Annotated in this window: 21 protein-coding genes; 11 read left to right on the top strand and 10 right to left on the bottom strand. The window is 58.8% G+C overall.

Annotation, left to right across the window (positions count from 1 at the left end; genetic code table 11):
- Nucleotides 1-1,629: an MFS transporter gene (locus tag RRU01S_RS10390; RefSeq protein ID WP_045230191.1), complete on the bottom strand. Its 1,629-nt coding sequence runs from the start codon at nucleotides 1,627-1,629 to the stop codon at nucleotides 1-3.
- A gap of 281 nt (nucleotides 1,630-1,910) precedes the next feature.
- Here RRU01S_RS10390 and rimP point away from each other — a divergent pair, with 281 nt between their 5' ends.
- From rimP to RRU01S_RS10345, 9 genes are all read left to right on the top strand, one after another.
- On the top strand, nucleotides 1,911-2,498 hold the full coding sequence (rimP, locus tag RRU01S_RS10385) for a ribosome maturation factor RimP (RefSeq protein ID WP_412674285.1): 588 nt from the start codon (nucleotides 1,911-1,913) through the stop codon (nucleotides 2,496-2,498).
- Nucleotides 2,499-2,549: 51 nt separating this feature from the next.
- A complete protein-coding gene (gene nusA / locus RRU01S_RS10380) occupies nucleotides 2,550-4,160 on the top strand; it encodes a transcription termination factor NusA (protein ID WP_045230190.1) in 1,611 nt (536 codons plus the stop codon).
- Nucleotides 4,157-4,852 carry an RNA-binding protein gene (locus RRU01S_RS10375; RefSeq protein WP_045230189.1) on the top strand — a complete coding sequence of 232 codons (696 nt, stop codon included), beginning with the start codon at nucleotides 4,157-4,159 and terminating at the stop codon, nucleotides 4,850-4,852. The genes nusA and RRU01S_RS10375 overlap by 4 nt, the downstream gene beginning before the upstream one ends.
- A 102-nt stretch (nucleotides 4,853-4,954) precedes the next feature.
- Complete coding sequence (gene infB / locus RRU01S_RS10370; RefSeq protein WP_045230188.1) at nucleotides 4,955-7,672, top strand: translation initiation factor IF-2; 2,718 nt, start codon at nucleotides 4,955-4,957, stop codon at nucleotides 7,670-7,672.
- A 74-nt stretch (nucleotides 7,673-7,746) separates the two neighbouring features.
- Nucleotides 7,747-8,163 (top strand): 30S ribosome-binding factor RbfA, encoded by a 417-nt coding sequence (gene rbfA / locus RRU01S_RS10365; RefSeq protein ID WP_045230187.1) that lies wholly within the window; start codon nucleotides 7,747-7,749, stop codon nucleotides 8,161-8,163.
- Between the two features lie 3 nt (nucleotides 8,164-8,166).
- Nucleotides 8,167-9,114, top strand: a complete 948-nt coding sequence (gene truB, locus RRU01S_RS10360; RefSeq protein ID WP_045230186.1) for a tRNA pseudouridine(55) synthase TruB — start codon at nucleotides 8,167-8,169, stop codon at nucleotides 9,112-9,114.
- Nucleotides 9,115-9,291: 177 nt separating this feature from the next.
- The gene (rpsO, locus tag RRU01S_RS10355) at nucleotides 9,292-9,561 is read left to right on the top strand and encodes a 30S ribosomal protein S15 (protein WP_045230185.1); all 270 of its coding nucleotides are present in this window, start codon (nucleotides 9,292-9,294) and stop codon (nucleotides 9,559-9,561) included.
- 287 nt (nucleotides 9,562-9,848) lie between these two features.
- On the top strand, nucleotides 9,849-11,990 hold the full coding sequence (gene pnp / locus RRU01S_RS10350; RefSeq protein ID WP_045230184.1) for a polyribonucleotide nucleotidyltransferase: 2,142 nt from the start codon (nucleotides 9,849-9,851) through the stop codon (nucleotides 11,988-11,990).
- A 78-nt stretch (nucleotides 11,991-12,068) separates the two neighbouring features.
- Nucleotides 12,069-13,088 carry a class I SAM-dependent methyltransferase gene (locus RRU01S_RS10345; protein ID WP_045230183.1) on the top strand — a complete coding sequence of 340 codons (1,020 nt, stop codon included), beginning with the start codon at nucleotides 12,069-12,071 and terminating at the stop codon, nucleotides 13,086-13,088.
- Here the strand turns inward: RRU01S_RS10345 and RRU01S_RS10340 are convergent, their stop codons facing one another.
- Entirely contained in the window at nucleotides 13,089-14,033 is a 945-nt protein-coding gene (locus RRU01S_RS10340) for an AEC family transporter (RefSeq protein WP_045230182.1), read from the bottom strand. It abuts the gene before it with no gap.
- Nucleotides 14,034-14,349: 316 nt separating this feature from the next.
- Between RRU01S_RS10340 and RRU01S_RS10335 the strand changes: the two genes are divergently transcribed.
- Nucleotides 14,350-15,342 carry an adenosine kinase gene (locus tag RRU01S_RS10335; RefSeq protein ID WP_045230181.1) on the top strand — a complete coding sequence of 331 codons (993 nt, stop codon included), beginning with the start codon at nucleotides 14,350-14,352 and terminating at the stop codon, nucleotides 15,340-15,342.
- A 9-nt stretch (nucleotides 15,343-15,351) separates the two neighbouring features.
- Here RRU01S_RS10335 and RRU01S_RS10330 read toward each other — a convergent pair whose 3' ends face one another.
- On the bottom strand, nucleotides 15,352-15,888 hold the full coding sequence (locus RRU01S_RS10330; protein ID WP_045230180.1) for an SH3 domain-containing protein: 537 nt from the start codon (nucleotides 15,886-15,888) through the stop codon (nucleotides 15,352-15,354).
- A gap of 185 nt (nucleotides 15,889-16,073) precedes the next feature.
- Here RRU01S_RS10330 and RRU01S_RS10325 point away from each other — a divergent pair, with 185 nt between their 5' ends.
- Nucleotides 16,074-17,078: a 2-hydroxyacid dehydrogenase gene (locus tag RRU01S_RS10325; RefSeq protein WP_045230179.1), complete on the top strand. Its 1,005-nt coding sequence runs from the start codon at nucleotides 16,074-16,076 to the stop codon at nucleotides 17,076-17,078.
- Nucleotides 17,079-17,082: 4 nt separating this feature from the next.
- Here RRU01S_RS10325 and RRU01S_RS10320 read toward each other — a convergent pair whose 3' ends face one another.
- The 7 genes from RRU01S_RS10320 to RRU01S_RS10290 all read right to left on the bottom strand — a co-directional run bounded on the left by RRU01S_RS10320 (nucleotide 17,083) and on the right by RRU01S_RS10290 (nucleotide 23,227).
- Nucleotides 17,083-17,556 carry a GNAT family N-acetyltransferase gene (locus tag RRU01S_RS10320; protein ID WP_045230178.1) on the bottom strand — a complete coding sequence of 158 codons (474 nt, stop codon included), beginning with the start codon at nucleotides 17,554-17,556 and terminating at the stop codon, nucleotides 17,083-17,085.
- Nucleotides 17,553-18,314: a molybdopterin-synthase adenylyltransferase MoeB gene (locus tag RRU01S_RS10315; RefSeq protein ID WP_045230177.1), complete on the bottom strand. Its 762-nt coding sequence runs from the start codon at nucleotides 18,312-18,314 to the stop codon at nucleotides 17,553-17,555. Before RRU01S_RS10315 ends, RRU01S_RS10320 begins: the two co-directional genes overlap by 4 nt.
- A 40-nt stretch (nucleotides 18,315-18,354) precedes the next feature.
- Entirely contained in the window at nucleotides 18,355-19,479 is a 1,125-nt protein-coding gene (gene recF, locus RRU01S_RS10310; protein WP_045230176.1) for a DNA replication/repair protein RecF, read from the bottom strand.
- Nucleotides 19,480-19,580: 101 nt separating this feature from the next.
- A complete protein-coding gene (locus RRU01S_RS10305) occupies nucleotides 19,581-20,210 on the bottom strand; it encodes a nucleoside triphosphate hydrolase (RefSeq protein WP_045230175.1) in 630 nt (209 codons plus the stop codon).
- Nucleotides 20,207-21,001 (bottom strand): ATP-binding cassette domain-containing protein, encoded by a 795-nt coding sequence (locus tag RRU01S_RS10300; protein WP_045230174.1) that lies wholly within the window; start codon nucleotides 20,999-21,001, stop codon nucleotides 20,207-20,209. The genes RRU01S_RS10305 and RRU01S_RS10300 overlap by 4 nt, the downstream gene beginning before the upstream one ends.
- On the bottom strand, nucleotides 21,001-22,065 hold the full coding sequence (locus RRU01S_RS10295) for an ABC transporter permease (RefSeq protein ID WP_045230173.1): 1,065 nt from the start codon (nucleotides 22,063-22,065) through the stop codon (nucleotides 21,001-21,003). Before RRU01S_RS10295 ends, RRU01S_RS10300 begins: the two co-directional genes overlap by 1 nt.
- A 139-nt stretch (nucleotides 22,066-22,204) precedes the next feature.
- Nucleotides 22,205-23,227 carry a sugar ABC transporter substrate-binding protein gene (locus tag RRU01S_RS10290; protein WP_045230172.1) on the bottom strand — a complete coding sequence of 341 codons (1,023 nt, stop codon included), beginning with the start codon at nucleotides 23,225-23,227 and terminating at the stop codon, nucleotides 22,205-22,207.
- Nucleotides 23,228-23,405: the final 178 nt, after the last annotated feature.

Below are 23,405 nucleotides of genomic sequence, written 5' to 3'. Positions count from 1 at the left end.
TCAATGCGGGTCGATATGCGCCTTGTGGAAAATGTCGTCCTGAGGCGGGATCGCCTGACGCTCGATCATCCGGTGCACGCGGGGGCGTGTCGCGCCGCGGTGTAGCTTCAAGATGCTGTCCCAGCTTTCCGCATCTGCCTGCGTGCGGCGGTGATTGTGCCGCACATATTCCACCCATGTCGGCACATGGTAGATTTCCGTCCAGATGTCAGGGTTTTCCAGATCTCGCATCAGCGTCCAGTTCTGCGCCCCGTCGCGCAGACGAATGCGCCGCCGCTCCACCATGATCGCCATGAATTCCGGCAAATCGCTGTCATCGATCTCGTAATCCACCAGAATGGCGATCGGGCCGCTTCTCGGCTTGATGTCGAGACGCAGGTTCGGCTCCACGAAGCGGTTGAGCGGATCGAGATTGAGCGAGGCGAAGGCGGGCATGGTCAGCTTGAAACCGACGAGAACGCCTGCCAGCATTAGCACGCACGAACAGAGCAGCGAATAGGTGAGGCCGTAATTTTCCGCCAGCGAGCCCCAGAGCCAGCTACCCACAGCGATCCCGCCGAAGGTCAGCGTCTGGTAGAGCGACAGCGCACGTCCCACCACCCAGCGCGGCGTGGACAATTGCACGATGGTGTTGAACAGCGACAAGGCCAGCACCCAGCTTGCGCCCGAGACCGTCAAAACGAACGCCGTCAGGATGGCATTGGTGCTGATGGCAGTGACGCCAGCGCTAAACGCAAAACCGAGGAAGGCGACGCGCACGATCCACTCGCTGCTCAGGGTTTCGCGCAGACGCGCACTGATCAAGGCCCCGCCGATGGCGCCCACCCCGAACGCGCCGAGCATGATGCCGTAGGTCAACGGCCCGCCCTGCACCAGATCGCGCGCAACGAGCGGCATCAGCGCCAGAATGGCGCTGGCCGACAGGCCAAACAGGAAGCCACGAATGAGAACCTTACCGATATTAGGCGACATCGCCACATAGCGCATACCCGCCGAAATCGCGGCGAAAAGCTGCTCGCGCGGCAAAGTGGATGTGTTCTTCGGCGGCTGCCATTTGACCAGTGCGTAGATCAGCGTGAAGTAACTGAAGGTGTTGACGAGAAAAGCGGCTGCCGCGCCTGCAATCGCGACGATCACACCGCCGATGGCCGGGCCGACGCTGCGGGTGATATTGAAGCCGACGCTGTTGAGTGTTACGGCTGCAGGCAAGTCCTCGCGCGGCACCATTTCGCCCACCGATGCCTGCCAGGACGGATTGTTGAGCGCCGTTCCGCAGCCGATCATGAAGGTAAAGAACAACAAAAGCCATGGCGACAACCAGTCGAACCAGGCAAACGCGGTCAGCATGACGGAGGCGGTCAGCATCAGCAGTTGCGCCGAAATCATGATGCGGCGGCGGTCGAAACTGTCGGCCAGGGCGCCGGACACCAGCGAAAACAGCATGATCGGCAGGGATGTGGAGGCCTGCACCAGCGCAATCATGTTTTCCGACGACGACAACGCCGTCATCATCCATGCCGCGCCCACTGCCTGAATGAGGCCGCCGAAGTTCGATGCGATGCTCGCAAACCAGATCGTGCGGTAGGTTTGATGCTTGAGCGGCGTAAGCGGAGATTTTCTATCGGGCACGGGGCAGTCCAGTTGATGCAATTGCTGGTGATGCGGCTGACACTATAGACGCCGTTTAAGAGGATGCCACTGTTTCAGGGCCTGCAACGGTAAAATTGTGACGACGGTCAATTTTGCTGCACTTGCGCCTTATCCTTGCAATGGCGACCATAAGGGTTTATACGGACCTTCAAATTCTTGATCGTCTGATGAAGAGTGGGGTCGCAAGGCCCCGCTCTTTTTCGTTAGGCGCCCTGAAAACCGGTGTGAATGCCGGTTTGAGACATGAAGACCGGAAGACCATGATGGCAGAAGCCGAACCAAGACTGATAACCGAAACGGGTGTGGATCAACGCATCGCCGAGATCATCGAGCCGGTGCTGACAGGCATGGGCTACCTGCTGGTCAGGGTTCGGCTGTCCAGCCAGAACGGGTCTACCCTGCAGGTCATGGCAGAGCGCGAAGACGGCACCATGACCGTTAAGGACTGCGAAGCGGTGTCGCTTGCCATTTCTCCGGTTCTGGATGTGGAAGATCCTGTCGAAAAAGCGTATCATCTGGAAGTGTCGTCGCCCGGCATCGACAGACCGATGGTGCGCAAGGTGGATTTTGCCCGTTGGCAGGGCCATATCGTCAAGGTCGAGACATCGATCCTGGTGGACAATCGCAAGCGCTTCCGTGGCAAGATCGCAAGCGTCGAGGAAGACGGTTTCAAGCTCGAGCGCGACCAGATCGCTTACGGCGAGGAGCCGGTGGTGATGATCCCGTTCAATACACTGTCCGACGCGAAGCTGATCCTGACGGACGATCTCATTCGCGACGCTCTGAAGGCGGACAAGCAGGCCAAGGCCGCAGCCGCCAACCAGAACGAAGAAGCAGACGAAGACTAATTCCAACGTAAGCCCTGATACGCGGGCAAAACGACTGACGGAGACATAAAAATGGCAGTAAGTGCTAACCGGCTTGAGCTTCTGCAGATCGCCGATGCTGTGGCGCGCGAAAAGGTCATCGACCGCGAAATCGTGCTCGCCGCGATGGCCGATGCCATCCAGAAGGCTGCCCGCTCGCGTTACGGTTCCGAGACCAACATCCGCGCCGACATCAACTCCAAGACCGGCGAAATCCGCTTGCAGCGTCTGCTCGAAGTGGTCGAAAAGGCCGAAGATTACGGCACGCAGATTCCGCTGGAACTGGCGCGCGACCGCAACGTCGACGCCAAGATCGGCGACTACATTGCCGATCCGCTGCCGCCGATGGATTTCGGTCGTATCGCTGCGCAGTCCGCCAAGCAGGTCATCGTCCAGAAGGTTCGTGAAGCCGAGCGTGACCGCCAGTATGACGAGTTCAAGGACCGCATCGGTGAAATCATCAACGGTACCGTCAAGCGCGTCGAATATGGCAACGTCATCGTCGATCTTGGCCGTGGCGAAGGCATTATCCGCCGCGACGAGATGATTCCTCGGGAAAACCTGCGTTACGGCGACCGCGTTCGTGCGTTTGTCTACGACGTGCGCCGCGAACAGCGTGGCCCGCAAATCTTCCTGTCGCGTACGCATCCGCAGTTCATGGTCAAGCTCTTCACCATGGAAGTGCCTGAAATCTACGACGGCATCATCCAGATCAAGTCGGTTGCCCGTGACCCGGGTTCGCGCGCCAAGATTGCCGTCATCTCCAACGATAGCTCGATCGATCCGGTTGGCGCTTGCGTCGGTATGCGCGGTTCGCGCGTTCAGGCCGTTGTCGGTGAGCTCCAAGGCGAAAAGATCGACATCATTCCCTGGTCTCAGGACCCGGCATCCTTCATCGTCAACGCGCTTCAGCCCGCTGAAGTTTCCAAGGTCGTTCTCGATGAAGAGGCAGAGCGTATCGAAGTTGTCGTTCCCGATGAGCAGCTGTCGCTGGCCATCGGTCGTCGCGGCCAGAACGTGCGCCTCGCTTCGCAGCTGACCGGCTGGGATATCGACATCATGACGGAAGCCGAAGAGTCCGAGCGCCGTCAGAAGGAATTCAACGAACGCACCGGCATCTTCATGGAAGCGCTGGATGTGGACGAAATGGTCGGCCAGGTTCTGGCGTCCGAAGGCTTCGCACAGGTCGAGGAACTGGCTTACGTGGACCTGAGCGAAATCTCGTCCATCGACGGCTTCGATGAAGACACAGCTGTCGAAATCCAGACCCGCGCCAAGGAATATCTCGAGCGCATCGAGACGGAAATGGACGCCAAGCGCAAGGAACTCGGCGTGTCCGACGAATTGCTTCAGATCGAAGGCCTGACCTCGCAGATGCTGGTCGCCCTGGGTGAAGAAGGCGTCAAGAACATCGAAGACTTTGCAGGCTGCGCCGCCGACGATCTGGTTGGCTGGAGCGAACGCAAGGACGGCGAGACCAAGAAGTTCGAAGGCACCTTCTCCAAGCTCGACGTGTCGCGCGTCGAAGCCGAAAACATGATCGTTCAGGCCCGTCTTCTGGCTGGCTGGATCACCGCTGAAGACCTTGCTGCGCAGCAGGAAGAGGTTGCTACCGAGGAGGCGGATACCGCCGATCAGGAATGATTTCGCAGGCGCATGAGCCTGAAGACCTGTTCGATGACGCGCAGGTCGAGGGTAAAGGCAGCGAGCGGATGTGTATTGTGACACGGCAAATCGGAACGCCTGAGGAGCTGATCCGTTTTGTCGCAGGCCCGGACCAGAGTGTTGTTCCGGACCTGAAACGCCAATTGCCAGGGCGCGGATGCTGGGTCACACCCGAGCGCGCCCTGATCGAAAAGGCCATTGCGAAGAAACTCTTTGCGCGTGCCTTGAAGACGGATGTGAAAGCCGGACCGGACCTTCTGGATATGATGGACCGGTTGATGGCGCAGCAACTGGCCGGAATGATGAACATGGCGCGCAAAGCCGGTCAGTTCATCTCCGGTGCGACGAAAGTCGATGCCTCCGTGCGATCGGGAAAAGCCCTTGCGGTTTTTCACGCCACGGATGCGGCGCCGGATGGCGTGAGAAAGATAAACCAGGCCCGCAAGGCCTGGACACTCGGCTCAGGCGCCGAGACGGAAATACCGTCCTTTCAGCTCTTCAGTGAGCAGGAAATGGACGACCTGATGGGTCAGAATGCTTTTATCCATGCCTGCGCGCTTGCGGGACAGGCGGGTGAGGGTGTAGTGAAGCGCGCAAAGATGCTTGAGCGGTATCGCCACGGCGAGAAAGCTCAAGACGAAATTGACGCTGCCCGGACGGAAACACGATGACGCGGTTATCGGACATGACCGTCTACCGCGTTCGGATACAGCAATTGTAGAGACAGAGTCTGGTGACGTCATCCGGCTCTCGTCTGAAGGAACGGGAACGGAATGACCGACAACAACGACGACAAGACACTGAACGCACCAGCCAAGAAGACCCTGACACTCAAGCCGAGTGGGGCGTCTCAAGGCACCGTGCGTCAAGATATGGGTCGAGGTCGCACGAACGCGGTTGTAGTGGAAACACGCAAGCGCCGCCCTTTGCGTCCTGAAGACGAAAAACACGTGATTGCACCGGTTGCCGCACGCCCGGCAGCACCCGCTGCCGCTGCGCCGTCAGCACCGCGTCCGCAGCAGCCTCAGCAGCGCGTCCACCAGTCCGGTAATCAGCAGCGTCCAGCACCATCGCCGCAGCCACAGCGCCAGCCGGATCGCCCGCGCGGCAACGTGCTGCACGATCTGTCGGCCGGTGAAATGGATGCGCGCCGCCGCGCTCTCGCCGAAGCACAGGCCCGCGACATCGTCGAAGCCAAGCAGCGCGCCGAAGATGAAGCGCGCCGCAAGGTCGAAGAAGAAGCCCGCCTCGTCGCCGAAAAAGAAGAAGCGGCCCGCCGCGCCGTGGAAGATGCGGCCGCTGCCAAGCTCGCAGCGTCTCAGCCAGCACCTGTCGAACCTGTGGAAAGCCCGGCTGAAGCATCGGCCCAGCCTGCTCGCCAGGATGCGCGGTCACAGACGACACGCACAGCAACACCTGCGGCTGCACCCGCACCGGGCTTGATCCCGACGCGTGGCGCGCCTGGCGTTCGCCGGACCGAAAAGGAAGACGAAGACGATCGCGGTCCGCGCCGTGGCAACCTGCCGGTTCGCGGCAAGGTCGCAACACCGGTTCCGGCCAAGCCTGCTGCCCGCCTCAAGACAGAAGAAGAACGCCGTCGTGGCAAGCTGACCGTCACATCCAACCTTGAAGAAGACGGTCAGGCCCGTGGCCGCTCGCTGTCTGCCATGCGCCGTCGTCAGGAGAAATTCCGCCGCGGCCAGATGCAGGAAACCCGCGAAAAGGTCATGCGCGAAGTCATTCTGCCTGAGACCATCACCATTCAGGAACTGTCGCAGCGTATGTCCGAACGGGCTGTCGATGTAATCAAGTATCTGATGAAGGAAGGTCAGATGATGAAGCCCGGCGACGTCATCGACGCCGATCTGGCTGAAATCATCGCAGGCGAATTCGGCCATACCGTCAAGCGTGTCTCTGAATCCGACATCGAAGAAGGCATCTTCAACGTTTCGGACGAAGATGGCGGCGGCGAACTGGTGTCGCGTCCTCCTGTCGTCACCATCATGGGTCACGTCGACCACGGCAAGACATCGCTGCTCGACGCCATCCGTCAGACGAGCGTTGTTTCAGGTGAAGCCGGTGGCATCACCCAGCATATCGGTGCCTATCAGGTCGAGAAGAACGGTCACAAGATCACCTTCATCGACACTCCCGGCCATGCTGCCTTTACGGCCATGCGTGCTCGCGGTGCACAGGCAACCGACATCGCCATTCTGGTGGTCGCAGCCGACGACAGCGTGATGCCGCAGACGATTGAATCGATCAACCACGCGAAAGCCGCTGGTGTGCCGATCATCGTCGCGATCAACAAGATCGACAAGCACGAGGCAAACCCTGAAAAGGTCCGCCAGCAGCTGCTGCAGCATGAAGTCTTCGTGGAATCCATGGGTGGTGAAGTTCTCGATGTGGAAGTCTCCGCCAAGAACAAACTCAACCTCGACAAGCTTCTCGAAGCCGTTCTGCTCCAGGCCGAAATTCTCGACCTGAAGGCAAACCTCAACCGCACGGCGGAAGGTACGGTTATCGAAGCCCAGCTCGACCGCGGTCGTGGTTCCGTCGCAACGGTTCTGGTCCAGAAGGGCGTTCTGCGCCCAGGCCAGATCATCGTTGCCGGCGATCAGTGGGGCCGTGTGCGTGCTCTGGTCAACGATAAGGGCGATCACGTCAAGGAAGCCGGTCCGGCCATGCCGGTGGAGGTTCTTGGTCTCTCGGGTACGCCGTCTGCCGGCGATCGCTTTGCGGTCGTTGAAAACGAAGGACGTGCGCGCGAAATCTCCGAGTATCGTCAGCGTCTGGCCCGCGACAAGGCCGTTGCCCGTCAGACGGGTCAGCGCGGTTCGCTGGAACAGATGATGACGCAGTTGCAGTCGACGGGTCGCAAGGACTTCCCGCTGCTCATCAAGGGTGACGTGCAAGGCTCCATCGAAGCCATTGCCGGTGCGCTGGACAAGCTTGGAACGGACGAAGTTCGTGCCCGCATCATCCATTCGGGTGCAGGCGGTATCACAGAGTCGGACATCTCGCTGGCAGAAGCATCGAACGCAGCCATCATCGGCTTCAACGTTCGTGCCAATGTACAGGCGCGTCAGGCCGCCGAGCGGGCTGGCATCGAAATTCGCTACTACAACATCATCTACGATCTGGTGGATGACGTGAAGTCTGCGATGTCGGGCCTTCTGTCTCCGGAACGTCGCGAGACCTTCCTCGGCAACGCCGAAATCCTCGAAGTCTTCAACATCACCAAGGTCGGCAAGGTTGCCGGTTGCCGTGTGGTCGAAGGCAAGGTGGAACGTGGTGCAGGCGTTCGTCTGGTGCGCGACAATGTCGTCATCCACGAAGGCAAGCTCAAGACGCTCAAGCGCTTCAAGGACGAAGTCGGCGAAGTACCGGTTGGTCAGGAGTGCGGTATGGCATTCGAAAACTACGAAGACATCCGCGCTGGCGACACCATCGAGTGCTTCCGCGTAGAGCACATCACCAGAACGCTCTAAGCGTTTCGCCACACGAAATAAAACTGTCGGGCGCCGGCTTAACCGGCGCTCGCTTTGTTTGAGGCTAAGACAAAATGGCAAAAGCATCATCATCCGCGCCCACACAACGCATGCTGCGCGTTGCCGAACAGGTTCGCGCTGCGGTGACCCAAATTCTGCAACGTGGTGAAGTCCGCGACGATCTGATCGAAAAGACGGTGATTTCCATTTCGGAAGTGCGCATGTCGACCGATCTCAAGATCGCGACCGCTTACGTGACGCCGATTGGCGTTGACGACCACACCGATACGATCACGGCACTGAACCGCCACGCCAAATTTTTGCGTGGCCGCTTGGGCCCGCATTTGCGACAGCTGAAATACGTGCCGGAACTGCGGTTCCGCGACGATACCAGCTTCGACAATTACAAGAAGATCGACGCGCTCCTGCGTTCGCCGGAGGTTCAGCGCGATCTGGGACCTTCCACCGAAAAAGACGACGAACAGAACTGAAGCATGTCCAAACCACGCAAACAGCAAAACCGTAAGCCCAAGGGCCGGCCGATTTCCGGCTGGCTCATTCTCGATAAGCCCTTCGATTTCGGCTCCACGGAAGCCGTGTCCAAGATCAAATGGCTCTTCAATGCCCAAAAGGCCGGCCACGCCGGAACGCTCGATCCGCTCGCGTCGGGCATGTTGCCGATTGCTTTGGGTGACGCCACAAAGACCGTGCCTTACGTGATGGACGGGCGCAAGATCTATGAATTTGCCGTTTCCTGGGGTGAAGAGCGCACCACCGACGATATGGAAGGTGAAGTCCTCAACACATCGCCAAACCGCCCCGACGAACAGGCAATCCGCGATTTGCTGCCGAATTACACCGGCACCATCATGCAGACGCCACCGCAGTTTTCGGCCATCAAGATCGCTGGCGAGCGCGCCTATGATATTGCGCGCGGTGGCGACGCCGTCGAAATCCCAGCCCGCGAGGTGGAAATCCACCGCATAACCCTGCTGACCTGCCCGGATGAAAATACGGCGCATTTCGAGGTCGAATGCGGCAAGGGCACCTATGTGCGGGCACTGGCCCGTGACATGGGCCGCGATCTGGGCTGCTACGGCTTTATTTCTGAGCTACGCCGCTCCATGGTCGCACCCTTTGCCGAAGATGCCATGGTGCCCTTGGCAAAGCTGATTGAATTCGAAGCCATCGAAGACCGTGACGAGCGGTCGGCGGCGCTCGATGCCTATCTGATCGACACGTCGGAGGCGCTGTCGTCTCTGCCGCACCTCATCATCAATGATGATCAGGCGCACCGGCTGAAGATGGGCAACCCGATCCTCCTGCGTGGGCGTGATGCGCCGACACAGGAAATGGAGGCCTATGCCACGGCACGCGGCAAGTTGGTCGCCATCGGCGAGATTGCGGAAGGCGAGTTCCGCCCCAAGCGCGTTTTCGGTTAAGCGCTCAAACACCCGATCATCCCAAAGAGGCGGTTCCAATCGCCTCTTTCCTTTATAGACCAATTGGTTTATAGGCAGCGGCAGCTTGGGCAGCGCCCGCGCTAATGAATGGCCAGCCCTGGACGACATCCCGGTGCTTGGCGTCTTGTTTTTTCCTTAAATAGAAAGGATCGTCCGATGTCGATTACTGCAGAGCGCAAAGCCGCCCTCATCAAGGAATATGCCATCAAGGAAGGTGATACCGGTTCGCCGGAAGTTCAGGTCGCAATTTTGACCGAACGGATCAACAACCTGACAGGCCACTTCAAGGATCATAAGAAGGACAACCACTCGCGTCGTGGCCTTCTGACCATGGTTTCCAGCCGCCGTTCGCTTCTCGACTACGTCAAGAAGAAGGACGAAAGCCGTTACACCAAGCTGATCAGCGCACTCGGCATCCGCCGCTAAAAACATGACACCGGCGGGTTTCTATACGAAGTCCCGCCGGTTTCTTTACCCGCAGTCTTTTTTGAAGACGCGAAACAGAAGATGGGCCGGATGGGCCGGTGCCGTCTGAAAAAAACCGATGACCTGTCATGGGGCAGGATTGCCGGATGCTTTTGCAGCGCTTGGAAGCGTTGCCGCATTTTTGAAAAAATGCGCGTTTTAAGCCTCCCGCTGTCTTGCCCGTGACGTGTTAAAGCCGCCGCGTTTTCCTTTGCTGTGAGAACCGAGGCTACATTTGAGGACAAGATATGTTCAATCAACATTCCGTCGAAATCGAGTGGGCAGGCCGCCCTCTAAGACTTGAGACAGGCAAAGTCGCCCGTCAGGCAGATGGCGCCGTTATCGCTACCTACGGCGAAACAATGGTTCTCGCGACCGTCGTTTCTGCAAAGTCGCCAAAGCCCGGTCAGGACTTCTTCCCGCTGACCGTTAACTACCAGGAAAAGACCTACGCAGCCGGCAAGATCCCCGGTGGCTATTTCAAGCGCGAAGGTCGTCCTTCCGAAAAGGAAACGCTGGTTTCCCGCCTGATCGACCGCCCGATCCGCCCGCTGTTTCCTGAAGGCTACAAGAACGACACCCAGGTTGTCGTCACCGTCATTCAGCACGACCTCGAAAACGATCCTGATGTTCTGTCGATGGTTGCAGCCTCTGCTGCCCTGACACTGTCGGGCGTTCCCTTCATGGGTCCCGTCGGCGGCGCACGCGTCGGCTACATCAACGGCGAATACGTTCTGAACCCGCATCTCGACGAGATGGACGAGTCGGTTCTCGATCTGGTCGTTGCCGGTACGCAGGACGCCGTCCTGATGGTCGAGTCCGAAGCCAAGGAACTGAACGAAGAGATCATGCTCGGCGCTGTGATGTTCGGTCATCGCGGTTTCCAGCCGGTCATCGACGCCATCATCAAGCTGGCTGAAGTTGCTGCCAAGGAACCACGCGAATTCGAGCCGGAAGATTTCTCCGCTCTCGAAACAGAAATGCTCGGCCTTGCCGAAGCAGAACTGCGCGACGCCTACAAGATCACCGAAAAGGCTGCCCGTTACAACGCAGTCGACGCCGTCAAGGCCAAGGTGAAGGCGCACTTCTTCCCGGAAGGTGCAGAGCCGAAGTACACCAATGAAGTCATCGGCGCTGTCTTCAAGCACATTCAGGCGAAGATCGTTCGCTGGAACATTCTGGACACCAAGAGCCGCATCGACGGCCGCGATCTGTCCACCGTTCGTCCGATCGTGTCTGAAGTCGGCATGCTGCCACGCACCCACGGTTCGGCGCTGTTCACACGCGGCGAAACTCAGGCCATCGTTGTTGCCACACTCGGCACCGGCGAAGACGAGCAGTATGTTGACTCGCTCACCGGCATGTACAAGGAACGTTTCCTTCTGCATTACAACTTCCCTCCCTACTCGGTTGGTGAAACAGGCCGCATGGGCTCCCCGGGCCGCCGCGAAATCGGTCACGGCAAGCTGGCATGGCGCGCTATTCGCCCGATGCTGCCATCGGTCGAACAGTTCCCTTACACGCTGCGCGTCGTCTCCGAGATCACCGAGTCCAACGGCTCGTCCTCGATGGCAACCGTTTGCGGCACATCGCTCGCTCTGATGGACGCAGGCGTTCCGCTTGCCAAGCCAGTGGCCGGTATTGCCATGGGCCTCATCCTCGAAGGTGAACGCTTCGCCGTTCTCTCCGATATCCTGGGTGATGAAGATCACCTCGGCGATATGGACTTCAAGGTTGCGGGTACTGCTGACGGCATCACTTCGCTGCAGATGGACATCAAGATCGCCGGTATTACCGAAGAGATCATGAAGGTCGCTCTGGAGCAGGCAAAGGGCGGTCGTACGCACATTCTCGGCGAAATGGCCAACGCCATCACCGAAGGACGTTCGCAGCTCGGCGAATTTGCTCCACGCATCGAAGTCATGAACATTCCGGTCGACAAGATCCGTGAAGTCATCGGCTCCGGTGGCAAGGTCATCCGCGAAATCGTCGAAAAGACCGGCGCGAAGATCAACATCGAAGACGACGGCACCGTCAAGATCGCCTCGTCCTCGGGCAAGGAAATCGAAGCAGCCCGCAAGTGGATTCACTCCATCGTTGCAGAGCCTGAAGTCGGCATGATCTACGAAGGCACGGTCGTCAAGACCGCTGACTTCGGCGCATTCGTCAACTTCTTCGGCGCACGCGATGGTCTCGTTCACATCTCGCAGCTGGCATCCGACCGCGTTGCCAAGACCTCCGACGTCGTCAAGGAAGGCGACAAGGTTTGGGTCAAGCTGATGGGCTTTGACGAACGTGGCAAGGTTCGCCTGTCCATGAAGGTTGTCGATCAGGCAACCGGCAAGGAAGCCGTTGCTGAAAAGAAGAGCGAAGGCGAAGCTGCCGAATAAGGTAGCTGGCGCTTGACCGTATCGAGGCGCGGGATTTCTCCCCGCGCCTTTTTTCTATTTGAACTTAGGAACGACCCCATGAGCCGTGACGCTGTCAAAACCCTGTTTCATCCCTTTGCCGCAGATATGCTGGCGAGCCCCAAAGCGGGCGAACGCGTTCTGTTTTTGGGCGCAGAAGCAGGCGCGCCACGTCTGGAAGGGTTCGAAGCCGCCATCACAGCCGTTCAGAACCTGCGCCCGCTTTACCGCGCATTGCAAGCGCAGGGCGCAGAGGTAGCACCAGATATTTCTGGTGAAGACTATGATGTGGCACTTCTCATCGGTGGCAAGCACCGTGGCGAAAATGAAAACCGTCTTGCCGAGGCGCTGACCCGCGTCAAGGCAGGCGGCCTGATCGTCGCTGCCGGTTCTAAGGAAGATGGCATCGTCACCCTGCGCAAGACCCTGTCGAAGCTCGGCATCGAAGCGGAGTCGACACCGAAGTATCACGGCGTCGCCATCTGGTTCAGACGCCCCGACGATGTCTCTGCTGCCGTTTCCAAACTCCAGCAGGGCACTGTGACCATCGATGGTCGCTTCACTGCCATGCCGGGCATGTTCTCTCACGACCGCGTCGATGGCGGCTCCGAGCTTCTGGCCTCACGCCTGCCGACGGATTTCGATGGCAACGCTGCCGATTTCGGCGCTGGCTGGGGGTATCTCTCTGTCATGCTGGCTGAGAAGTCTTCGCGTACGGCCCGTATCGATCTGTTCGAGGCAGACTGGAACGCGCTGGAATTTGCCAAGACCAACATGCTGGAAAATTGCCCACGTCTGACGGCACGTTTCTTCTGGCAGGATCTCGTGGCAGAGCCGCCGAAGGAGAAATACGACCTCATCATCATGAACCCGCCGTTCCATGCCAATGGCCAGGCGTCGGAACCGGCTCTCGGTCAGGCCATGATCAAGACGGCCGCAACGGCACTGCGCAGTGGCGGCAAGCTGCTGATGGTCGCCAATCGCGGCATGCCCTACGAGACGATCCTGTCCACCGAATTCCGCTCCAGCCAGGAAGTCTGCCGCAACTCGCGCTTCAAGGTTTTGAGCGCACAGAAGTAATCAGCTCAAAAGCCACGCCCAGAACGACACGGTCAGCACACCGAACAAAGTGGAAATGCTGATCGTGGAGGCCGCTATGCTGTGGCCAATCCCAAAACGGTTGGCCAGCAGCCAGGAATTGATGCCGGTCGGCACACAGGACGTCAGAACCAGCGCCGCCGTCCAGGCAGGGCTCAGGCCCAGGGCATGCGCCATTAGCCAAACGCAGGCGGGCATCAGGATCAGCTTGAACGCCGTCATCGTCACCGCAATGCGCAGATTGCCGCGTATGGGGTATTTGGTCAGCGCCATACCAAGCGAAATCAGCGCCGCCGGTCCCGCCATGCTGGCGATTTGATCGATCACGGTCGTCATCACCTCCGGCATGGCAAAGCCGGTCATATTGAAGCACAGCCCCAGCACGAGCGCGATCACCAGCGGATTTTGCGCCAGATTGCGCCCCACCTGTTTCAGCACGGCAAACGCACTGCGCTTTTCTCCGCCCAGAACCTTGTGCGTTGCATTTTCCATCAGGATCGTACCAGCAATCATCATGATCGGCAGATGCACCACCAGCAGAATGGAAATCGCGACAATGCCATCGCTACCGATGGAGCGACCGACGAGCGGCAGGCCGATGAAGATGTTGTTGGCAAAGGCAGACGAAATGCCAGCGATGACGCTGACCCGCAAATCCTGCTTGAAGACGTGCCGCGTCACCAGTTGCCCCGCTGCCCAGGTAATCGCAACACCGACGAAATAGGTCACCCAGAGCTTGAAGGGCGAAGCGCCGTGGAAATCAGCCGACGCAAGCGTCCGAAAAATCAGCGTGGGAACGGCGATCTTGAAGACGAAGTCGCTGAGCACATCGCTGGCTTCCGCCTTGAACAGCTTAACCTTGACGGTTGCCCAGCCAATGAGAATGAGAAGGAAGATCGGCGCGACATTGATGGCGACAGCATACATTGCGGAGGGACTTTCGCGGGCCTGCAGAAGCTTTCGGTCTAACGCATCTATCGGGACCGAACAACGCCAACCGCTTCCACAAAAGAAAAAAGCGAGGTCGCCCCCGCTTTCATCCGCTTGCCCCACCAGTACATCCGTGATGACGCAATGCGCATTCTATACCAACGCTGCATGACAGACACATGACGCATTGTTTTTTTGTAGCAGGGCTGTTCTGTTACAACCGCCAAGCGGTTTTGGCTTTTCTTGTCGCCAGAATTCTTTAAGACCGGATGGTATATAACGCATCCACCGATGCATCCCGGACAAGAGGCCCATGACAAAATTCGACGTACTGACGGTTGGCAATGCCATTGTGGATATCATCTCCCGCTGTAACGATCAGTTTCTAGAAGAGACAAAGATCACCAAGGGCGCGATGAACCTCATCGATGCCGAGCGTGCCGAATTGCTCTATTCGTTGATGGGCCCGGCGCTCGAAGCCTCTGGCGGCAGCGCTGGCAACACGGCAGCGGGCATTGCCAATTTCGGCGGAAGCGCGGCCTATTTCGGCAAGGTGGCCGAAGATCAGCTCGGGGAAATTTTCCAGCACGATATCCGCGCCCAGGGCGTTCATTTCGAAACCAAGCCACAGGGCACATTCCCGCCAACCGCGCGCTCGATGATTTTCGTCACCGAAGACGGCGAGCGTTCGATGAACACCTATCTCGGTGCCTGCGTGGATTTTGGCCCTGAGGATGTCGAACCGGCAGTCGTTGCAGAATCCAAGGTCATCTATTTCGAAGGTTATCTCTGGGACCCACCGCGCGCCAAGGATGCGATCCGCGATTGCGCCCGCATTGCCCATGAGAACGGTCGCGAAGTCTCCATGACGCTTTCAGACAGTTTCTGTGTCGGTCGTTACCGGGAGGAGTTTCTGGAACTGATGCGCTCTGGCACGGTCGATATCGTCTTCGCCAACAAGCAGGAAGCGCTCTCACTCTACGAGACCGATGATTTCGATCTGGCACTGAAGAAGATCGCTGCCGATTGCAAGATCGCAGCCGTGACCATGAGCGAAGAAGGCGCCACCATCGTGCGTGGCACAGAGCGGGTGAAGGTAGAAGCCTACCCGGTCTTCGACGTGGTGGACACGACGGGTGCAGGCGATCTGTTCGCCTCTGGTTTCTTGTACGGCTACACGCAGGGCCGTTCGCTGGAAGATTCGGGCAAGCTTGGCTGCCTTGCTGCCGCCGCCGTCATCCAGCAGGTCGGCCCACGTCCCATGTCATCGCTGAAGGCGCTGGCCGAAAAGCACGGTCTTGTTTAAAGGCTTGGCTTATTTGAAGGCTTCGCCGGGGTAAGCACCCCAGATTTCGCCCTGAGATACCCAGCCGGTCACCTGATCGGCTTGGGCCTTGCACCAGTCGCCATTGCATTCACCGATCCTGATCTGGACGCCGGGCTCCAGCTTGGCGACGACGGATGCACCCGATTGCGCTTCGCGGCGCATGTTGACGTAGACGTCCTTGCCCTTGCCGCGCATCCATGGGGCCGCAACGGCGGTTCGCTCCCCCGAGAGAAGTGCCTGGTTGACCCAGCCTTCGGTGCCATCGGCATCGCGAATGCGCCGCCAGTTTTCATATTCCTGAATGATTTCGACCGGCATGCCGGACTTCATATACATCCACGACACAGCGTAATCGGTGCTTGGCCCGATGCGCATGTTGACGCGCCGTGATTTGAGGCTGACGAAGCGTGGCAACGGCAGGCCGCTTGCGCCCTTGGCGGCACCTTGTGCCATCACAGGTGCGCTTGCAGCGTCGAGAAAACCCAGCGACAATGCAATGCAGACAATAAAGACAATGCTACGCATGCCGGTTTCCGTTTCCTTGCGGTTGGTAATCTTGGGTGACGAACGAAACCACCATTTTTAAAAGTCGACGACGGCAACATGCGAGATTTGTTTGTCTTCGCCGGTGGGTCTGGTAGAAACGCCCGTGGTGAAAGAAATTATCGCTCTTTTTGGTTAACGACCTCTGAACAAGGTGCCCTCGGACAATGACGAATAAGAAGAGACCGACCGTCTATTTGACACGCAAATTGCCGGATCTGGTCGAAACCCGCATGCGAGAGCTGTTCGACGCGGAACTGAACATCGAGGACACCCCACGCACCAAGGCCGAACTCATCGCGGCCATGCAGACCGTGGACGTTCTGGTGCCCACGGTCACGGACCGCATCACCGCCGATATGATCGAGCAGGCAGGCCCGCAACTGAAGTTGATCGCCGGTTTTTCCAACGGCATCGACCATATCGACGTGGATGCCGCCGCTCGCAAGGGCATCACCGTCACCAACACGCCTAATGTTCTCACCGAAGACAGCGCCGATATGACCATGGCGCTCGTGCTTGCCGTGCCGCGTCGGCTTGTGGAGGGAACCCGCGTTCTTGCCAATGGCTCGGATGAGTGGCTGGGCTGGTCGCCCACATGGATGCTGGGCCGTCGCCTGTCGGGCAAGCGCATCGGCATCGTCGGCATGGGCCGCATCGGCACTGCCGTCGCCCGTCGCGCCAAGGCGTTTGGCCTGTCGATCCACTACCACAACCGCAAGCGCGTCAACCCGGCAACGGAGGCGGAGCTAGAGGCGACCTATTGGGATAGCCTCGACCAGATGCTGGCCCGCGTCGATATCGTCTCGGTCAATTGCCCATCGACACCGGCCACCTATCACCTGATTTCCGCCCGTCATCTGGCGCTGATGCAGCCAACGAGCTACATCGTCAACACCGCGCGCGGCGATATCATCGATGAGGCCGCGCTGATCCGCTGCCTGATGGACGGCAAGATTGCCGGTGCGGGTCTGGATGTTTTCGAAAACGAACCGGTCGTGAACCCCAAGCTCATCAAGCTAGCTAAAGAGGGCAAGGTCGTCCTCCTGCCGCATATGAGTTCGGCCACCATTGAGGGCCGCATCGACATGGGTGACAAGGTCATCATCAACATCCGCGCCTTCTACGATGGCCACCGCCCACCCAACCGCGTGCTGCCGGGGCGTAGCTAGACGATCAGCTAAGCCGCTTCGTCATTTCGATGGACGTGACACGCGTATAGCCGGGATGGGAGTTTTCTGCCGTCCTCACAAAACCCCATGCTGCGAAGCGACGATGGTTGCCGGTAAGCTCGATGCGCGTTTCCAGCCGAAGTGCGGGAAGCCCCAGACCACGGGCCACCTCTTCCGCTCTTCGCAACAATGCAGAGCCCACGCCTTTACCCTGCGCCAACGGGGAAACGGCCAGTTTGCCGACATATAGGCTTGTCACTTCCGGCTTGCAGAAGATGCAGCCCAACAACAGCTCGCCATCCAGCGCAACAAAAGCGATCTCGTCCTCGGCTTTCTGCGCCAGCGTGTCCAATGTCAGCCGGTGCGCGGAAGACGGCGGATCGATGATCCCGTCCATATAGGCAAAGGACGACCTGATCAGCGCCAGCAACTTGGCAAACCGCTTGAAGCCGCCATCAATCTTCACGATCTCGATCATGATGTCTGCGCACGCCGCTTGTAGCGAACGGTATCGAACCGCGCCGCCAGCGCATCGTATAACAGCAGACGCCCGATCAATGGTTCACCGGTCTGGGTAATTAGCTTGATCGCCTCCATCGCCATGATCGTGCCGATCACCCCGGTCAGGGCACCGATGATGCCGGTTTCAGCACAAGACGGCACGACGCCCTCTGGCGGTGGTGCGGGAAACAGATCGCGATATCCCGGCAGTAAGGTGCCGTCCGGCCCAGCCTCATAGGGCTTCAGCACGGTAACCGAACCATCGAATCGCCCAACCGCCCCCGTCACCAGCGGCACCTTCGCTGTTTCCGACGCATCGGCTGCGGCATAGCGCGTGTCGAAATTGTCGGAGCCATCAATGACCAGATCGAAACCCCTGAGGTGGTCATGCGCCCAGACGATGGAGAACCGCTCTTCGAAATGTAACGTCCGCACATGCGGGTTCAGCCGCGCAATGGAGCGACGTGCGCTTTCCGTCTTCTGCTCGCCGATGGTGCCGGTATCGTGAATGACCTGTCGCTGAAGGTTGGACAGCGAAACCACATCATCGTCGATCATACCAAGCGTGCCGACCCCTGCCGCCGCCAGATAATAGAGCACCGGCGCACCCAGCCCACCCGCGCCGATCACCAGCACCTTGGCAGCTTTCAGACGTTGCTGGCCCGCACCGCCGATTTCCGGCAAAAGAATATGGCGCTTGTAACGGTCTATTTCCTCTGGCGTCAGCGGGTCCAACGTTGTGTCTCCTGGCAATAGCTAAAGGATTTAAGAACTATCACCCGATGCTTCCATGGGAAACATCGAAAAACTGCGCCCGGTCTCCAAGGCCCGCAAACATCGACGCATCCGTCCCGGTCATAAAGCTTTGGCCACCCAACGCGTGGATGAGATCAAACAGCGCCGCGCGCCGCCCCTCATCCAGATGCGCGGCGATTTCGTCCAGAAGCAGCACCGGTGCGTGGCCGGTCATGTTGGCCGTGAGCTGCGCATGCGCCAGAACCAGCCCGACGAGCAACGCCTTTTGTTCACCCGTCGAGCAGCGCCCCGCATCCATGTCCTTTTCCGCATGGCGCACGAAGAGATCGGCGCGATGCGGACCCTCCAGTGTGCGTCCGGCGGTAGCATCGCGGTAGCGATTGTCCTTCAATGTCGCGAGATATTCGTCCTCCAAATCGACCGCCGGGCGATGAAACTCGCCATCCATGAAGCCGGAGAGCGTCAGCGATGCCGTCGGAAAATTCGTGTCATTGCTGCGGCTGTCGATCAGCGCTCTCAGGAGGCCCAGCATCTCATGACGCGCAACCGCCATGGAAATCCCAAGCTCTGCCATCTGTTTCTCGATGCCCTCCAGCCAGACGGGATCGAAGCGACCATCCGACAACAGGCGATTGCGCCCGCGCATGGCTTTTTCGAAGTCGCTGGCCCTGCGTCCATGGCTAGGGTCCAGCGATAGAACAAGCCGGTCGAGAAACCGGCGGCGGTCGGATGAGGAGCCGGTGAACAGGCCGTCCATAGCGGGCGTCAGCCACAGAACGCGAAGGTGGTCGGTCAACTCATCGACGGATTTGACCGAGGTGCCATTCAGCCGCAAACGGCGCGACAAGGCCTCGCCTTCGCCCTCCACGCCGGTGCCGATGGCCACCTCGCCATCCATACCATCAACCTCGGCAAAGATGGAGAAGCCTACATTCTCTGCGCCAACGCGCGTCACATCGGAAAGCGTCGCGCGCCGCAATCCGCGGCCCGGCGAAAGAAACGAGACGGCCTCCAGCAGATTGGTCTTGCCCGATCCGTTGTCGCCCGTCAGCACCACGTGACGTGCATCAAGGCGCAGCGATACCTCCGCATAATTGCGAAACTCGCTCAGTTTCAGCCGGGAGAGGAAAACCTTGGCAGTCATGCCGCATCCAGAATCGTCATGGGATCATGACCTACAACATGCGCTCGAAAATCGGAATGGATTTTCAGATAAAGCGCATATTGATTGCCCCTTCTGTGCCGCTATTCCCAGATATCGATGCTGATATCAGCACCCACAGAGTTCTCGACCACACGCTTGCCATTCGGCAGATCGTTTTCGTAAAGCTTGGCATGGATGCCCGCCTCGTCCAGCCCGTATCCAACCCAGCGATCCCGCAGCCGTTGCTCCAGAACCTCGACCGATGGGCCGACGAAGATTGAAAAGTCGAAACTGCTTTTCAGCCGCGCCCATGGCTCTTCATTGAGCAAGAGATAATTGCCTTCCGCCAGAATGAACCGCGTATCCGGCGCAATCGCCCGTGCCGATGCAATCGCGATCTCCCGCGAACGATCGAACACCGGCACCAGCACCTCCTGATCCGCCTTCCGAACGGCGGCCACGATATCGGCAAAGCCGCGCACATCAAAAGTCTCAGGCGCACCCTTGCGGGCAAACAGTCCGCGTGCTTGCAGAATGCCGTTGTCCATATGAAACCCGTCCATGGGCAGGACTTCAGCTTTTTCACCGCGTCTGGTCAGCTCGCCGTGAAGCGCGTCAGCCAGAGTGGACTTGCCGGCCCCAGGGGGACCGGCAATCGCAACGATGAAGCGGGGATTGTCTGACGCGCGCTTGACGATGTCGTCAGCTATCGCATCGAGTGTCATCGTCATGCCGCGAGCGTCTCTTTCGGTGGTTCCTTGGCGCCCGTCATGAAGGCCACCGCATCGGACATGGTGTATTCCTTTGGATTGATGACGCAAAGGCGCTTGCCCAGCCGGTGAATGTGGATGCGGTCTGCGACCTCGAACACATGCGGCATATTGTGCGAAATAAGCACGATCGGCATGCCACGCGAGCGCACATCGAGGATGAGCTCCAGCACACGACGGCTTTCCTTCACACCCAAGGCTGCTGTCGGTTCATCCAGAATGACGACCTTGGAGCCGAAGGCCGCCGCGCGTGCCACGGCCACGCCCTGACGCTGGCCACCCGAGAGGGTTTCGACCGACTGGTTGATGTTCTGAATGGTCATCAGCCCGAGTTCGGAGAGCTTGTTACGGGCGAACTTGTCCATGGCGGCGTGGTCGAGCTTGCGCAGGACCGAACCCAGAAAGCCGGGCTTTCGCAACTCACGCCCCAGAAACATGTTGTCGGTAATCGAAAGGGCAGGTGAGAGCGCCAGGTTCTGGTAGACGGTCTCGATGCCAGCATCGCGGGCTTCTAGCGGCGTCTTGAACTGCACCGGCTTGCCATCCAGCCGGATTTCGCCTTCATCGGGACGGACGGCTCCGGACAAAGCCTTGATCAGAGAGGATTTGCCCGCGCCGTTATCGCCGATAACGGCCAGGATTTCGCCGGGGTAGAGATCGAAATCCGCATTGTCGAGGGCGGTCACGCGGCCGTAGCGCTTGACCAGACCATGGGCGGACAGAATCGGTTGCTTCGTGGTGTCTACGGTCATTACACACCTGCCTTTCGGATCCATTGGTCGATTGCGACGGCGGCGATAATCAGCCAGCCGGTCAACATGACTTTCCATTGCGGGTCTGCGCCGAGCATGTTGAGGCCCATGGAGACAACACCAACCAGCATCGCACCAAACAGCGTGCCGAGAATGGAGCCGCGTCCGCCAAACAGCGAAATGCCGCCGATCACAGTCGCCGTAATGGCCTGCAGGTTATAGTCGGTCACCGCAGCGGACGGCGAAATCGAGCCGTTACGACCGATTGCAACCCAGGCTGCGAAGGCTGCGATCACACCTGCAACGGTATAGACGCTCAACAGAACTTTGCGGGTCTGGATGCCGGAAAGCTTTGCTGCTTCCGGATCGTCACCCACCGCATAGACGTGGCGACCCCAGGCGGTGTGATTGAGAATGTACCAGAGCAGGGCGACCAGCAGCACCATGGCGATAACGCCAAGCGTGAAGATGGCGGTGCCGATGCGGAAATTGGTGGCGAAAATCTGGAGAAGCGGTGCGTTCTGGGTGACATCGGCATCGCGTATGGTCTCATTGGCCGAATAGATGAAATTCGTCGCCATGACGATATTCCAGGAGCCCAACGTCACGATGAAGGGCGGTAACTTGACGACCGCAACGAGAAATCCGTTGAAAAGCCCGCACAATCCGCCGACCACGAAACCGGCCAGAACGGCAACGCCGCTCGGCAATCCGTAGGTCACGGCCACATTGCCCATCACAACGGACGAGATAACCATGACGACGCCGATCGAAAGATCGATACCGGCGGTCAAAATGATGAGTGTTTGCGCCGAGCCGAGAATGCCGACGACGGCAATCTGCTGCAGGATCAGCGTCAATGTATAGGATGAAAAGAAGCGACCGCCGATGGTCAGACCGAAAATAGCGATCGACATCACCAGAACGATCAGCGGCACAGCCGCCGGTGTCGAGTGCAGAAAATGCTGCGCTCGTTTCAAAGGTGAAATATTTTGCTGTTCGAACGAAGCGACATTCTTGTCGCTGCCATCGAGCACCTGCTCGAATTCCTGTATTCCGCTCATGTTTCCTCCTCCCGCTCGCCAGCGTAAGCCCTATGCGGGATCCGATCTTTAGCCGGGTAATCTGACAGCGAAAACTTCTGGGCGAAGCCAGCCGGAACCTGTGTTCCGGCCAGCATGGGTTTTGTCAAAGGCTAAGGGATCAACCCCAGCACTTGGCCAGACCTTCTTTGACGCTGATGGCCGGCACGCCAGACACCGGCTTGTCGGTGACGAGCGAAACGCCTGTGTCGAAGAAAGACTTGCCTTCGGTCGGCTTTGGCTTTTCACCGGTATCAGCGAACTTCTTGATCGCTTCGACGCCGAGTGCGGCCATCATCAGCGGGTACTGCTGCGATGTCGCACCGATCACGCCGTCCTGAACCGATTTCACGCCCGGGCAACCGCCGTCAACGGAAACGATCAGCACGTTCTTTTCCATGCCGACAGCCTTCAGCGCTTGATAGGCACCAACAGCGGCTGGTTCATTGATCGTGTGGATGACGTTGATGTCAGGGTCCTTCTGGAGAAGGTTTTCCATGGCCTTGCGGCCGCCTTCTTCATTGCCGTTGGTCACGTCGTGGCCAACGATGCGCGGATCGACTTCATCGCCAATCTTGTTGGGGTCCTTCGGGTCGATGCCGAAGCCGATCATGAAGCCCTGGTCACGCAAAACGTCGACGCTGGGCTGGTCGGGTGTCAGATCGAGGAAGCCGACCTTGGCGTCCTTGGCTTTTTCGCCCATCGTGCCCTTGGCCCATTCGCCGATCAGCTTGCCGGCCAGCAGGTTGTCGGTGGCAAACGTCGCGTCAGCCGAATCGACCGGATCGAGCGGGGTGTCGAGAGCGATCACGAGAACGCCAGCGTCGCGTGCCTTCTTGATCGAAGGAACGATGCCCTTGGTGTCGGATGCGGTGATGAGGATACCCTTGGCACCATCGGCGATGCAGGATTCGATAGCGGCAACCTGGCTTTCGGAATCGCCGTCGATCTTACCGGCGTAGGACTTCAGCGTAACGCCAACTTCCTTGGCCTTGGCAGTCGCGCCTTCCTTCATCTTGACGAAGAATGGGTTGGTATCTGTCTTGGTGATGAGGCAGACCGACGTATCGGCGGCCGATGCAACGGATGCAAACGAAACGCCAAGCGCAAGCGCGCCCAGAATGGCGGAAACAGTGCTTTTCATGTAGTCCTCCCTGGTGAGACAAGTGCTTCTGTTGAAGCGACTATTGCGGCCCTTCTCCTCCAAGAGCGGAGCCACTGCCGCAGATGGAAACACCAAATCAGGCACCTGTCAATAAATAAATCCAATTGAATTATTAATTCCTTATGGCATGTTAGGCTTTCCGCACCTGAGGGAAAAG

Origin of the sequence: Agrobacterium rubi TR3 = NBRC 13261 (assembly GCF_000739935.1) — a bacterium.
GTDB classification, from domain to species: Bacteria; Pseudomonadota; Alphaproteobacteria; order Rhizobiales; family Rhizobiaceae; genus Agrobacterium; species Agrobacterium rubi.
Note: the sequence above shows the minus strand (reverse complement) of the source record. Positions and strands in the feature narration are given on the sequence as shown.

Excerpts from the sequence above, each read along its gene's own strand:
- rimP (WP_412674285.1), top strand. The coding sequence starts at position 1,911 with ATGATGGCAGAAGCCGAACCAAGACTGATAACCGAAACGGGTGTGGAT.
- nusA (WP_045230190.1), top strand. The coding sequence starts at position 2,550 with ATGGCAGTAAGTGCTAACCGGCTTGAGCTTCTGCAGATCGCCGATGCT.
- RRU01S_RS10375 (WP_045230189.1), top strand. The coding sequence starts at position 4,157 with ATGATTTCGCAGGCGCATGAGCCTGAAGACCTGTTCGATGACGCGCAG.
- infB (WP_045230188.1), top strand. The coding sequence starts at position 4,955 with ATGACCGACAACAACGACGACAAGACACTGAACGCACCAGCCAAGAAG.
- rbfA (WP_045230187.1), top strand. The coding sequence starts at position 7,747 with ATGGCAAAAGCATCATCATCCGCGCCCACACAACGCATGCTGCGCGTT.
- truB (WP_045230186.1), top strand. The coding sequence starts at position 8,167 with ATGTCCAAACCACGCAAACAGCAAAACCGTAAGCCCAAGGGCCGGCCG.
- rpsO (WP_045230185.1), top strand. The coding sequence starts at position 9,292 with ATGTCGATTACTGCAGAGCGCAAAGCCGCCCTCATCAAGGAATATGCC.
- pnp (WP_045230184.1), top strand. The coding sequence starts at position 9,849 with ATGTTCAATCAACATTCCGTCGAAATCGAGTGGGCAGGCCGCCCTCTA.
- RRU01S_RS10345 (WP_045230183.1), top strand. The coding sequence starts at position 12,069 with ATGAGCCGTGACGCTGTCAAAACCCTGTTTCATCCCTTTGCCGCAGAT.
- RRU01S_RS10340 (WP_045230182.1), bottom strand. The coding sequence starts at position 14,033 with ATGTATGCTGTCGCCATCAATGTCGCGCCGATCTTCCTTCTCATTCTC.
- RRU01S_RS10335 (WP_045230181.1), top strand. The coding sequence starts at position 14,350 with ATGACAAAATTCGACGTACTGACGGTTGGCAATGCCATTGTGGATATC.
- RRU01S_RS10330 (WP_045230180.1), bottom strand. The coding sequence starts at position 15,888 with ATGCGTAGCATTGTCTTTATTGTCTGCATTGCATTGTCGCTGGGTTTT.
- RRU01S_RS10325 (WP_045230179.1), top strand. The coding sequence starts at position 16,074 with ATGACGAATAAGAAGAGACCGACCGTCTATTTGACACGCAAATTGCCG.
- RRU01S_RS10320 (WP_045230178.1), bottom strand. The coding sequence starts at position 17,556 with ATGATCGAGATCGTGAAGATTGATGGCGGCTTCAAGCGGTTTGCCAAG.
- recF (WP_045230176.1), bottom strand. The coding sequence starts at position 19,479 with ATGACTGCCAAGGTTTTCCTCTCCCGGCTGAAACTGAGCGAGTTTCGC.
- RRU01S_RS10305 (WP_045230175.1), bottom strand. The coding sequence starts at position 20,210 with ATGACGATGACACTCGATGCGATAGCTGACGACATCGTCAAGCGCGCG.
- RRU01S_RS10300 (WP_045230174.1), bottom strand. The coding sequence starts at position 21,001 with ATGACCGTAGACACCACGAAGCAACCGATTCTGTCCGCCCATGGTCTG.
- RRU01S_RS10295 (WP_045230173.1), bottom strand. The coding sequence starts at position 22,065 with ATGAGCGGAATACAGGAATTCGAGCAGGTGCTCGATGGCAGCGACAAG.
- RRU01S_RS10290 (WP_045230172.1), bottom strand. The coding sequence starts at position 23,227 with ATGAAAAGCACTGTTTCCGCCATTCTGGGCGCGCTTGCGCTTGGCGTT.